Annotated in this window: 11 protein-coding genes; 7 read left to right on the forward strand and 4 right to left on the reverse strand. The window is 56.9% G+C overall.

Annotated elements, in window-relative coordinates:
- Positions 1-8: 8 nt before the first annotated feature.
- On the forward strand, positions 9-1,487 hold the full coding sequence (dacB, locus tag ACR0CZ_RS19595) for a D-alanyl-D-alanine carboxypeptidase/D-alanyl-D-alanine endopeptidase (RefSeq protein ID WP_170395939.1): 1,479 nt from the start codon (positions 9-11) through the stop codon (positions 1,485-1,487).
- On the opposite strand, the gene ACR0CZ_RS19600 is transcribed toward dacB, so the two are convergent.
- Both ACR0CZ_RS19600 and ACR0CZ_RS19605 read right to left on the reverse strand, forming a co-directional pair.
- Positions 1,484-1,906, reverse strand: coding sequence for a tellurite resistance TerB family protein (locus ACR0CZ_RS19600; protein ID WP_170395941.1), 423 nt, complete (start codon positions 1,904-1,906; stop codon positions 1,484-1,486). The genes dacB and ACR0CZ_RS19600 overlap by 4 nt on opposite strands.
- A 325-nt stretch (positions 1,907-2,231) precedes the next feature.
- On the reverse strand, positions 2,232-3,131 hold the full coding sequence (locus tag ACR0CZ_RS19605) for a LysR family transcriptional regulator (protein ID WP_170395943.1): 900 nt from the start codon (positions 3,129-3,131) through the stop codon (positions 2,232-2,234).
- A 157-nt stretch (positions 3,132-3,288) separates the two neighbouring features.
- Between ACR0CZ_RS19605 and ACR0CZ_RS19610 the strand changes: the two genes are divergently transcribed.
- Positions 3,289-4,863: an arylsulfatase gene (locus ACR0CZ_RS19610; protein ID WP_170395945.1), complete on the forward strand. Its 1,575-nt coding sequence runs from the start codon at positions 3,289-3,291 to the stop codon at positions 4,861-4,863.
- A gap of 93 nt (positions 4,864-4,956) precedes the next feature.
- Here the strand turns inward: ACR0CZ_RS19610 and ACR0CZ_RS19615 are convergent, their stop codons facing one another.
- The gene (locus ACR0CZ_RS19615) at positions 4,957-5,706 is read right to left on the reverse strand and encodes an SDR family oxidoreductase (protein ID WP_170395947.1); all 750 of its coding nucleotides are present in this window, start codon (positions 5,704-5,706) and stop codon (positions 4,957-4,959) included.
- A 118-nt stretch (positions 5,707-5,824) separates the two neighbouring features.
- Here ACR0CZ_RS19615 and ACR0CZ_RS19620 point away from each other — a divergent pair, with 118 nt between their 5' ends.
- From ACR0CZ_RS19620 to ACR0CZ_RS19635, 4 genes are all read left to right on the forward strand, one after another.
- Entirely contained in the window at positions 5,825-6,703 is an 879-nt protein-coding gene (locus tag ACR0CZ_RS19620; protein WP_170395949.1) for a LysR substrate-binding domain-containing protein, read from the forward strand.
- A 238-nt stretch (positions 6,704-6,941) separates the two neighbouring features.
- The gene (locus tag ACR0CZ_RS19625; protein WP_170395951.1) at positions 6,942-8,516 is read left to right on the forward strand and encodes a lysine--tRNA ligase; all 1,575 of its coding nucleotides are present in this window, start codon (positions 6,942-6,944) and stop codon (positions 8,514-8,516) included.
- Between the two features lie 48 nt (positions 8,517-8,564).
- On the forward strand, positions 8,565-8,966 hold the full coding sequence (locus tag ACR0CZ_RS19630) for a DUF4864 domain-containing protein (RefSeq protein ID WP_170395953.1): 402 nt from the start codon (positions 8,565-8,567) through the stop codon (positions 8,964-8,966).
- A gap of 136 nt (positions 8,967-9,102) precedes the next feature.
- Positions 9,103-11,388: a glycosyl hydrolase family 28-related protein gene (locus ACR0CZ_RS19635; protein WP_480537245.1), complete on the forward strand. Its 2,286-nt coding sequence runs from the start codon at positions 9,103-9,105 to the stop codon at positions 11,386-11,388.
- Between the two features lie 38 nt (positions 11,389-11,426).
- Here ACR0CZ_RS19635 and ACR0CZ_RS19640 read toward each other — a convergent pair whose 3' ends face one another.
- Complete coding sequence (locus ACR0CZ_RS19640) at positions 11,427-12,170, reverse strand: hypothetical protein (RefSeq protein WP_480537246.1); 744 nt, start codon at positions 12,168-12,170, stop codon at positions 11,427-11,429.
- Between the two features lie 74 nt (positions 12,171-12,244).
- Here ACR0CZ_RS19640 and ACR0CZ_RS19645 point away from each other — a divergent pair, with 74 nt between their 5' ends.
- Positions 12,245-12,571 (forward strand): antibiotic biosynthesis monooxygenase family protein, encoded by a 327-nt coding sequence (locus ACR0CZ_RS19645; RefSeq protein WP_170395957.1) that lies wholly within the window; start codon positions 12,245-12,247, stop codon positions 12,569-12,571.
- Positions 12,572-12,593: the final 22 nt, after the last annotated feature.

The raw sequence follows: 12,593 nt of genomic DNA on the forward strand, positions 1-12,593 counted from the left end.
ATAGACCCATGGTCGATCGAATTTCGCGTCGTTTGTTTCTGGGTGGATTAGGGGCGTCTCTGGTTCCGGGCACAGGTCTGGCCGAGGCGCCTTTGGTGTCTCTGCGCCCTGTGCTGCGTGGCCCGCAACCCAGCGGGGCTGAGCGGCTGGTTAAGGCGGCGGGGCTGAGGGGCGAGGTTGTTTTTGCCGTGGCCGACGTGGAATCCGGAACGCCGCTGGAGGTGTTCGGCGAGGGCCAAAGCCTACCACCAGCCAGCGTCGCCAAGGCGCTGACCGCGCTTTATGCGCTGGATGTGCTGGGTCCGGAGTATCGGTTCGAAACGCGCTTGATCGCGGATGGACCGGTCGAGAATGGCATTCTGAAAGGCGACCTGATCCTTGCGGGTGGCGGTGATCCGCTGCTGGATACAGACGCGCTGGCCACAATGGCAGCCAATCTGCGCAAGGCCGGGATCACCGAGGTGAAGGGCGCGTTCAAGGTCTATGATGGTGCGCTGCCCTACGTCTTCAGCATTGATCCGGGGCAGCCGGATCATCTGGGCTATAGCCCGTCGATCAGCGGGATTTCCCTGAATTTCAACCGTGTGCATTTCGAGTGGAAACGCGAGGGCACCGGCTATGACGTGACCATGGATGCGCGCAGCGCAAGTTACAGGCCGTCGGTGGATATGGCATCAATGCGGGTCGAGAACCGCAGCCTGCCGATCTACACCTATCAGCCAAGCGCGCGGCAGGATCGCTGGACCGTGGCCAAAGGCGCGCTAGGCAATGGCGGGGCACGCTGGCTGCCGGTACGCAAGCCTGCGCTTTATGCCGGAGATGTGTTCCGCACGCTGGCACGCGTGAATGGGATCGTGCTGGGCCGGGTGCAGGTGACGCGGCAAGCACCGCAAGGGACCGAACTGGTGGTGCATCAGAGCGATCCGTTGGAAAGCATCCTGAAGGGGATGCTGAGATATTCGACCAATATAACCGCCGAAATGGTGGGTTTGGCGGCCACCAAGGCGCGCGGGGTTGCGCCGCAGAGCCTTGAGGACTCGGCCGCAGAAATGAACCTGTGGGCGGCAGAGCGTTTTGGCTCAGATGGGATCGCGATGGTCGATCATTCCGGACTTAGCGGTTCCTCACGTATGGCCCCCTTCAGTCTGGTCAATACGCTGGTGGCGGCGGGGCAATCAGAGGAGCTGCGGCCGTTGCTTCGGTCCTTCACGCTGGCCGACAAAAATGGGCAGCCGGTCAAGGATCATCCGATCAAGGTCGACGCAAAGACGGGGACGTTGAACTTCGTCTCGGGTCTTGGCGGTTATATGACAACGGCAGATGGGGTGGATCTGGCGTTTGCGATCTTCACCGCCGATACCGCGCACCGTGCCACGATCCCGCGTGCATCGCGCGAGCGCCCGGACGGCGCGCGGGCCTGGAACCGACGGTCCCGCAAATTGCAACGCAATCTGATTGAGCGTTGGGGTGCGCTCTACGGTAGCTAGGTTGTATGCCGCGCCCGTGCCCCGCGTTCGATAGCGGCAGCGTGCAGGCGGTCGATGCTGAGCTCGTACCGGATTTCTTCCAGCAGACGCAGTTCGGTTTCGGCCAGAGTGCCGTCAGCGGCGGCGACATCACAGGCCAGCGCGTAGGCGGTTTCGTTCAGGCGTTCGGGCAGGTTGTCACGGATCAGTCCGAACAGGGCATCCAGCCCGTCAACCTGCTCAAACAAATCAAACACGATCTGCGAGACGCGGCGGGTTCGGTCGATGTCGTAGCCTGCAAACACCGGCAGCATGTTGACCGCGCCTTCAATCTTGACCAGCTCTGCGGTTCGGATGTTCTCGTCCGAAGCGGAAATCGCCACCATGATCGCCACAAGGCAATCCTGCGGGGACATCGGATGTGGGGTTTGCTCGGTCATGGTGTCGTCCTGAATGAAACGTTTGTTGCCGCACGATAGGAGCGGGTGCAAGGAGGTTCAACTGGTAGTTTTGGGGTGCAATGAATGCGATCGATGAGGGTGGGTGATTTCGGCTGCGATGTAAACGTCCGTTGAGAGCTTACACCTGCCGTCGACCAGGCTTCTATTCTTTGCATGTGCTGCGCGTCGCGAACCAAGCGTTTCGGACTTTCACCGCCAGCATTCCAATGCAGAACTTCGCCAAGTTAATTGGCCATACGGAAACGACCAGGCACTAGCTAAGATGCGTTTCAGTTGGGCGTTTTTCTATGCCTTGCACCGCCGGTCATGCCCGATATTTAGCAAGCTCACTCCAGAATAATTCTACAGCATCCGAAGTGTTCTGTGACTTACGCGCTGCGCAGATGTTCCACGTAAGGTTCTGTGCCATAGACACGGGTTTCACCGTCTTTGCATGGATCAGATCCGCAAATGTGTCCGCCATCCCTCCCACGATGTAGTCCGGTTCTGCCAACAATCCGGTCAGGAGGTTGTAGTCGTCGCATTCGATATGCGGCTGTGCATTCACCTTTTCGACGGCTTCAGCACCGCCACCAAGTGCTTTTGTCAAAGCGGCTTTCCAGTGTTTGTGGAGATGCGGAGATGCAAAGGGAAAATCGAATATGCCTGCCATCGTTTGCGGGCCACGCTGATGAATCTTATGGTCGCGATGTGCCACAAACTGGATTTGTTGTTTCTCCATCACCATAATCTCGACGTTGTCAGCTTCGGGTGTGTAGGTCAGGTCACCGAGGAACATGTCGAACTTTCCCGCCTGCAACAAATCAAGCGGTCGTGCGTAGGCGCTTACCAGAATTCGGAAACGAAGATCAGGCGTCACTTGCCGCACTGATCGCAGGGCGGGCAGGATCAGGGTTCTCGTGGTCAGAGGCCCGCAACCGATCAGCAAAGTGCCCGGCCCGGTTTCGCGCAAAGCGGCCACGCGCGTTGCATACTGGTTCAGGTCTTCGCGCAGCGCCTGGGCGATTGGCAAGAACTCCTGCCCTGCGCGTGTCAGAGTGCTGTTGTTTCGGCTTCGATGAAACAAAACAAGCCCCGTATAGTCCTCGGCCTGCCCGACATAGCGGGACAATGATGCGTTGGACACACCCATCGCACGGGCAGCATTTTGGAAACTGCCGATTTCAGCCAATGTAAGAAAAGCGGTCAAAGAGTTTTCGTTCATCATGCCGTCAAACACATTTCAGGTTTTGCTCTTTAGATTTCACAATATGAAATTCCGGTAAAGCTCTGTTGCGACGCGAAAGTTTCGACCGCTATCCCTGATCGGACTTTCGATATTCCCTTCACCGGTATCGTCTTCTACGTTCGCAGAGGTAAAAATGTTCATTTTTCGATCTATTGTGGTTTCCGCCACGCTGGCTACAGCTTCGGTCTGTGCCCTGCCAGTTTTGGCCGAAACCGACCAGCCCAATATCCTTGTCATCATGGCCGACGATGTCGGCTGGGCCAGTCTGGGCAGCTATCATCAGGGTGTGAAAAGTATCAAAACCCCCAACCTTGACCAGCTTGCTGCGGATGGTATGCGCCTTACGGACTACTATGCACAGCCAAGCTGCACCGCAGGGCGATCTGCCTTTATCACCGGACAATTGCCAGTTCGGACGGGGATGCACACAGTCGGGCTGCCCGGAGATCCGGAAAAAGGTCTGAATGAAAAAGACCCTACTCTGGCCAACATCCTTAAATCTCTAGGCTACACCACCGGGCAATTCGGCAAAAATCACTTGGGCGATATGAACAAGTTTCTGCCAACTGTGAAAGGTTTCGATGAATATTGGGGCTGGCTCTACCACCTGAATGCGATGGAATACACCTCTGACCCCGATTGGCCCAAAGATCAGAAATTCAACGACACATTTGGCCCACGGAACATCATCCACGCCTATGCCACTGATACAATTGATGAAACCGTAGATCCACGCTGGGGGCTGGTTGGAAAGCAGCGTATAATAGACGATGGCCCAGCTCCGCCCGAACGGCAAAAAACGCTCGACGATGAGGTGACGGCCCATACTCTGGACTTCATCAACCGCGCGGTCGATAGCGACACGCCCTTCTTTGTCTGGATGGCCCCGGCCCGAGCGCATGTCTGGACACATCTGAGCCCCGAATACGAGGCAATGCTGGGCGACGGGCGCGGTTTGCAGGATGTAGTAATGAAAGAGCTTGACGACAACGTGGGCAAGGTCATGGCCCGTCTGGACGAACTTGGCATCTCGGACAACACTATTGTAGTCTTCACCTCGGATAACGGCCCCGAAACCATGACTTGGCCTGATGGTGGTACAACACCGTTCCGAGGCGAAAAAGGTACGACATGGGAAGGCGGCTTCCGCGTTCCTGCTATCATTCGCTGGCCCGGAAGAGTTTCCGCCGGGACCGTAAGCAACGGTATTTTTGCCGGTCTTGATTGGATGCCTACCCTCGTCGCCGCCGCCGGAGGACCTGACGATCTGCCTGGATCACTACTGAAGGGCTATGAGGGCTATCAGGTGCATCTGGATGGTTACAACCAACTGCCTTTCCTGACTGGCGAGGGTGAGAGCAACCGGGACGAGATTATCTACTACGAAGGTCCGGACCTGCAAGCTGTACGCCATGGTGATTGGAAAGCACATTTCACGATACAAACCGAAGGATGGGCAGGTCCAAAAGAGGAACTGAACGCGCCCCTGCTGTTCAACCTGCGCCGCGATCCCTATGAAAAGGCAGCTGAGGAATCGGGGATGTATACCCGTTGGATGGGCAACAAAATGTGGGCCTTTGGCCCTGCTGCCAAAATCGTCCAAAACCACCTGTCTACCTTCAAGGACTATCCTCCGCGGGGGTCGGACATAACCAACCAGGGCCATGTCGAAGAGCAGATATCGACCGAAGGTGGGATGTCGCAGTAGAAATCAAACCTCGGGGGGCATCACCTGTTGCCTCCCGATCTGTGTCAAGGATTTCATCGAGGGCCGCGAAAATCACGCTTCACCGCCTCTTTGCTATCGCACTGCCCTGTTCATCCCGCCGTCGGACAGTATACTCTGACCGTTGATATACCGGGCTGCATCGCTGGCGAGAAACACGCAAGCCTGCCCAATTTCTTCGAACGTTGCGGGCCGCTGAGCGGGGATTTCCCGGCGTGCCTGTTCGGACAGGTTCACGTTTTCGCAGAACCCCGGCAGCAGGTTGTTCATGCGAATGTTGTGCCGTGCATATCGGTCCCCGTAAAGCTTTGAGAAACTATGCAATGCTCCACGCAGCATGCTCATGGGATAGGGCGCACGTGGCTCGATTGTGTTCATGGATGAGATATTTACGAATGCACCGCCGCCTTGTTCGATCAGAATGGGCGTGACGATACGGGCGATCTTGACGACATTTAGCACATACATGTCCAGACTTTCGTGCCATAACTCGTCGCTGAGTTCCAATAGCGGTCCGTCAAAGTCAGGATCGAAACCGACGGTTTTGATGGCTTCAGGCACCGTTCCACCGTGACCCATATTACTGACGATTGCATCAATCCGTCCATATTTGCTCATGGTGTCGTCGACCATCGCTTGCAAATCATCGACATCTAATACAGAGCCGCGACGGCCAATGCCCTCAAGTTCCTCCGCCAATTCAACCGAGCGGTTGGAAGGAGACATAAGCGAAACCTTATAGCCGGCTTTCGCCATTTCAATGGCGCAACCCCGGCCAATTCCCTGTCCTGTACCTGTCATCAAAGCAACTTTGGTATCGGGCATGGTGTGTCCTTTCTTTGGGCGCACAGTGTGTGAGGTTTATTGATCTGTGGTCAGTGTAACTGCCGGGAACAAAGCAGACCTATCGAGTTTTTGGGACAATGCTGTTAGGTTTTCTCACATGCCGGAGAACCTTAGACATCTACGTGCCCTTCAGGCCTTTGATGAAACCGCAACCCACTCCAGCCTGTCCAAGGCAGCAGATGTTCTGAACGTCACCCACGGGGCGATCAGTCGGCAAATTAAGCTGCTGGAACTGCATCTTGGCGTAACGCTTTTTCATCGCCGCCCAAATGGGGTTGAACTGACCAGTGCCGGGGAGCTTCTGCATCAATCGACGCGCGGGGCATTTTCGGCGTTGCAACTGGGCGTGATGGAGGTGAAGCGGCTGCATCACCGCCAGTCGATTACGGTGTCGTTGTCAACATCGCTGGCGCTTAAATGGCTTGTCCCGTTGCTCAGTTCATTTCAGCAAGAACATCCGGGTATCGCGTTGCTGCTGGACACAAATGATCGATTTGCGGATTTTGATGCGTCTGAGGTCGATGTCGCCCTGCGGTTCGGGGAACCCGGTTGGGACGGGCTCTATCATGAGCAGATAAGACAAGAGGACCTGATTGTTGTAGCAGCGCCATCCCTTGTTGGTAAAGCCCGACTGCCGATGCCCGCCGAGAATGTGGCTGATCTTCCACTCTTGCATGATGCCTACAACGTCGGGTGGGAAAGCTGGGCTGCGCAGGTCGGGCTGGGCGCTGACCGGATCAATTCGCAGAGCATCAAGTACGTGGACAGCGCGGTTCTGTTGGAGGCTGCGATTGACGGGCAAGGTGTAGCGTTGGCAAGACATCTCTTGGCGGAGAGGGATTTGGAACTTGGTCGCTTGATCCGCCTCGATGAAAGCCGGGTTCCATTGGATCGGGGGCTCTACTTCGTCTGCCGCCCCGGCGATCAGGAACGGGTCACCGTGAGAATTTTCAGGAAATGGCTTATGTCGATTTAATCTTTTTTGCCTTGCTTGCAAATCCGCGAGAGCGATCAACAGACTACGTTCTTCAGAATGCCGCAATGCCCCGTGCTGCGGACACTTGTAACCAAGACCAGATATGGATTGCACGCCGTTCATGCGCATAGAGGCATGAAAATCACCACCCTTTATTGACTCATACTGCACCTGCACAATAACAGGGGCCGGTCCGGGCGCATGGGGTGTCTGGCACGTTTCCCGATGGAGTATCCAAATGTCTGACCTGCGTGAAACCGCGATGACGTCCAAGGCGTGGCCGTTTGAAGAGGCGCGGCGGTTGCTCAAACGGTATAAGCAGGGCGCTCCGGAGAAGGGATATGTGCTGTTTGAGACGGGTTATGGCCCCTCGGGTCTGCCGCATATCGGGACCTTTGGTGAGGTGGCGCGGACCACGATGGTCAAGCGCGCGTTTGAGGCGCTGTCGGATATCCCGACCAAGCTGATCTGTTTCTCTGACGATCTGGATGGGATGCGGAAAGTTCCCAGCAATGTGCCGAACCCCGAGGCGCTGCAGGATTATCTGCAATGTCCGCTGACCTCGGTGCCCGATCCGTTTGGCACGCATGACAGCTTTGGTGAACATAACAATGCCATGCTGCGCCGGTTCCTCGATACTTTCGGGTTCGAGTATGAGTTCTATTCGGCGCGCGAGTTTTACCGCTCGGGCCAGTTCGACGAGATTCTGAAGCGCGCCGTTGAGAAGTATGACGACGTGATGGCCATCATGCTGAAAAGCCTGCGGGAAGAACGTCAGCAGACCTATTCGATCTTCCTGCCGATCCATCCCGAGACCGGGCGGGTTCTGTATGTGCCGATGAAGAAAGTTTGTGCCGATACCTACACTGTCACCTTCGATGACGAGGATGGCAAGGAATGGACGCTGCCCGTGACTGGCGGCAATGTGAAGCTGCAGTGGAAGCCTGATTTTGGCGCGCGCTGGGCCGCTTTGGGTGTTGATTTCGAGATGTATGGCAAGGAACATGCCACCAACGAAAAGATCTATGACGCGATCTGCCGGGCTTTGGGAGGTCGTGCGCCTGAGCATTTCTCGTATGAACTGTTCCTCGATGAGAACGGCCAGAAGATTTCGAAGTCGTCGGGCAATGGTGTTTCGATCGATGAATGGCTGACCTATGCGCCCACCGAGTCGCTGGCCTATTTCATGTATCAAAAGCCCAAGACCGCGAAGCGGATGCATTTCGATGTGATCCCGAAGGCGTATGATGAATATCATCAACAGTTGCGGGCCTATCAGGGGCAGGACCTGAAGGCGCAGCTGAACAATCCGGTGTGGCATATCCACGGTGGGAATGTGCCTGAATCCACGCTTATGGTGCCGTTTGCGATGTTGTTGAATCTGGCGTCGGTCTCGGGGGCTGAGGATAAAGAGGCGCTGTGGGGCTTCATTCGCCGGTATGCGCCTGCGGCGACCGCCGAGACACATCCTGATCTGGATGAGGCGGCGGGCTTTGCGGTGCGTTACTTCAATGATTTCGTCAAACCGACGCGCAAGCATCGCGCGCCGACAGAGCAAGAGCGCGAGGCGCTGGAGGCGTTGAAGGCGGCGTTGGAGGCCTATGATGGGCCAGTGGAAGACGAGGCGTTGCAATCGGTGGTCTATGCGGTTGGTCGCGATCGCTTTGACCCGCTGCGCGGCTGGTTCACGGCGCTTTATGAGGTGCTGCTGGGGGCATCGCAGGGGCCTCGGTTCGGTGGGTTCATCGCGCTTTATGGCGTGCCAGAGACGATTGCTCTGATCGACAAGGCGCTGGCCGGAGAATTGGTCTGATTTGACCTGATCCCGTGTGGGGCTACCTTTGCATCAGGAGGTGGCCCCATGCGTCGACTATTGCTTGCTGTATCCCTGAGTGCCGGACTGGCATCCGGAGCTTTTGCTCAGAGTGACGAGATTGAGGCCAATATCTCGGCGCAGATTCAGGCGTTCAAGGCGGATGACTTTGCCACCGCCTTCACCTTTGCCAGCCCCAATATCCAGCGGCTGTTCGGCGATCCCGAGAATTTCGGGATCATGGTGCGCCGCGGCTATCCTATGGTCTGGCGGCCTGCGGATGTGAGGTTTCTGGAGCTGCGCGAGATTGGCGGAGCCCTGTGGCAGAAGGTCATGATCACTGATGGTGACGGACGGGTGCATCTGCTGGACTACCAGATGATCCAGCGGGAAAACGGCTGGAAGATCAACGGTGTACAGTTGCTGGGCAATTCTGACCCGGCGGCCTGAGGCAACACCACCGTCACGGTGGTAAGAGCCGCGCTTAATTCCTTTTCGATACTCAGACCCATGCGTTTGGGCTCAGGGCCCGGACGTGATCGGGTTTTGGCGCGCGTGCTTGGCGCGATTGGGAAAGGGATTTTACATGAACAAGGCAATCACCGACGGCATCGTGTTCATGCCGCCCGCCTATGCGGCTGGTCTTGGGGTCTGGTCCAGTGGCGACGGCACGCCGGGCTCTCCGACCTATGAGGGGTCGGGCACGGGGGTGTTCGTTCCGGCGGATGCGGATTTCGCAGGCTGTCTGGAGATTTATAAGACGGCAGAACCGCAGCGGCTGCGCTATATGGGGCAAACACCTTTGTTGCCGGGCTGCTATCTGCAGATCAAGGCGCGGGTGAAGGCGATCAGCGGGCCGCTTCCCGAGGTGCGGATTGCCGGCTGGGCCGGAGGAGCCGGAGATGCGCACGTGGACGGATTGGCCGAGCAGGGTCCGGCGGTGCAGCTGACCGGCTATGGCACTGTGCATGAGGTGACGGCCATCGTGGGCACAGGCCTGCGGCCCGGCGTGGACATGCCCTGGGGCAATGCGGTGCTTTATGGCCATTTTGGATTGGATATCGAAGGCACCAACGGTGCGGTGGTGCGGGTGGATGATATCGAGATCACTGATGTGACCTCGGTCTTCCTGCGCGATTTGATTGGTCTGGTCGACGTGCGCGATTTCGGCGCTGTGGGTGACGGGGTCACCGATGACTCGGCAGCGTTTGAGGCGGCGGATCAGGCAGCGAACGGGCGCAAGGTTTATATTCCGCAAGGTGAGTTCCGGCTGGAAGAGAACACTAACATGGCGTCCGAGGTCGCATTTGACGGCACCGTCACGATGCCGGTCGACAAGATGTTGCTGCTGACCAAGAATTTCGATCTGCCCACCTATATCACCGCCTTTGGTGATGAAATGCTGGCGTTTAAAAAAGCGTTTCAGGCTTTGCTGAACAGCTCGGACCATGATTCGCTGGATCTGGGCGGGCGCAAGATTGCGGTGACCGAACCCATCGATATGGCGGCGGCAGTGCCGAACCGGACAGGCTATGCCACCCGTCGCGTGGTGCGTAACGGGCAGTTTGACGTCAAAAGCAGCTCGGCCTGGGATACCGAAACCTTCACTTCGATCGCGACTTACAGCCCGTCTGATCCCGATACGCTGACCAATGTGGCCAATGTGGCCAATATCCCTGTGGGCTCGCTGGTCACCGGCAGTGGTGTTGGGCGCGAGGTTTATGTGCGGTCGAAAAACGAAAGCACGGGTGAGATCACGCTGAGCGCGCCGACCTATGATGCTGCGGGGACGCAGACCTTCACCTTCACATCGTTCAAGTACCTGCTGGATTTCAGCGGTTTCAGTGCGCTGCAGAAGTTCAACATGGAAGGGATCGAGTTCCAGTGTAACGGTCGGTGCAGCGCGATCCGGCTGTCTCCGGGCGGGAACACCTTTGTGTTGAAGGACTGTTTCATCAGCCGCCCCAAAGATCGCGGCGTCACCTCGATCGGGCGTGGATGTCAGGGGATGCTGATCGACGGCTGTCAGTTCCTGTCGACCGAGGAAAGTCTGGACGTGCCGGACCGAAGCTCAATCGCGCTGAACGCCAATGCCAACGACGTCAAGCTGCGCCACAACCGGGCCACGCGGTTCCATCATTTCGCGGTGCTAAGTGGCGACAACAATCTGGTGCTGGGCAACCACTTCTTCCAGGGCGACAACGTCGCGAACGGGGTGCGCAACGCTGGGTTGGTGATCATCGGCGGCTATAACAGTTCGTCCATCGCCGAGAACTATGTCGATAACTGTTTTATCGAATGGACCAACGAGCACGATGCCAACCCGGATTACTTCACCAGCTTCTCGTTCAGCGCGCTGAGCATCACGGATAACATCTTTTATGCCAGCGATGTTGCCCCCTGGTTCAGCTATCTGGTGATCCGCCCCCATGGCACAGGGCATTTCTTGAACGGGCTGACCGTCACCGGCAACAAGTTCCGTGTCAACAACGTGCGGATCGACCGAGTGGACCGGGTCGATACCAGTTTTGCCGATCTCGACCCGGAAAGGCACAAGAGGGTGTGTTTCGAGAACAATACGTTTCACGGCATCGATACGCCTTGCGCCAATCCATTGCGGCTGCAGCACACGCAAAGCTCACCGTCATCAGCCTGGACCGTCAGTTCGCAGGGCCAATTGCCGTTCGGGGGCAGGGCGCGCGGGTGTGATGCGGTTGTTGCCCTGGGAAGCCTCAGGACATCGTTGAATGCGGTGCGCTATACCGCGCCATATGTCGAGTTGCGACAGGGATCGGGCCAGAGCGATATCCGCCTGCGCTGGTCCGAAGGCTTGCGTGGTGCGGTTTCGACCATTCTGCGGATTGATACCTGATTGATGCGGTGGGCCGCCTGAATGTAGGCGGCCCATCTTTAATAGCTGCGCCACAATCCAAATTTGATCCCGATGTTATCATCAGCCGAATTGCGCTCGGCACCCAGAATCCAGGTGAGTCTGCCCGTCTTTGGGCGATACATCAGCGAAGGTCGCACCCTCCAGTACCATGGTCGGTCCGAAACATAAGAAGTTTCGATCTGCAGGAGCGGGTCAAACCGTCGACCCGAGGACAGACCGGCCGTGAAATCCAATTTGCGGATCACTGCCTCATGGGTGCGGTTTTCGAGCGCTGCGTCGACATTGATCCATCCGCCTCCCAATCCGGTTTGAATGCTTTTGCCGTATGAAAGTGTTGCTTTGTACATTGCCCAACTACTGTACTGGCGATGGTGCGCGCCAACGCCGAACTCGGCCGCCAGACGCCCTGCTGACCCCATGTCTGCAACCGGCACGCGTGCAAAGACCAGCGCGTGCCCATACAAATCCTGATGCTCCTCGGCATCCAGTCCGATCGTGAGTTTCGGCCGCAATCCCCACTCGGTATAAAGCGAGGTTTTGTACTTGTAGACGTCTTCCTCTTTGAAAGCGGTCACAGATAACGCGGTGAAGCTTGACCCCTTCTCGCGGAGCCACGCACCGGACCATGCCGGAGTGCACACCATAAAAAGCAGCGGAATGACGAGAACCAGACGAGCCATGGGGGCAGCATCGGCAGACATGGTTAACGGATGGTTAGTTTCTTGTTCATCTTCGAGAAAGATTTTTTGATCCAAAAACATTGTCTATGTGCAGGAAAAGGGTGGCGTTTTCAAAAGCTGTGCTAGGCTCGGGTCAGCTATAAAGGAGGAGCCTTATGCCGCAGATTTCCAAAACCAACAGCTATCAGACTGTCATCACCACCTTCGAGATGACCCCCGGAACCTGCCAGGACCTTCTTGAGGCGCTGACCGATGCTTATGCCGAGTTCATTTCGAAACAGCCGGGTTTCATTTCAGCCGGATTGCATGTGAATGATGCCCAGACGCGGATTGCCAATTATTCACAATGGGAGCGCCGCGAGGATTTCCTGGCGATGTTGCGCACACCGGAAATGCGAGAGCGGAATCGCAGGGTTAACGAGCTGTGCAAGAGCTTTGAACCCGTGATGTACGACGTCGCCGAGACATTCGGTGAGACCTGATCTGAGTCAATGCACGGCCACC

Source organism: Ruegeria sp. H9 (genome assembly GCF_056532915.1).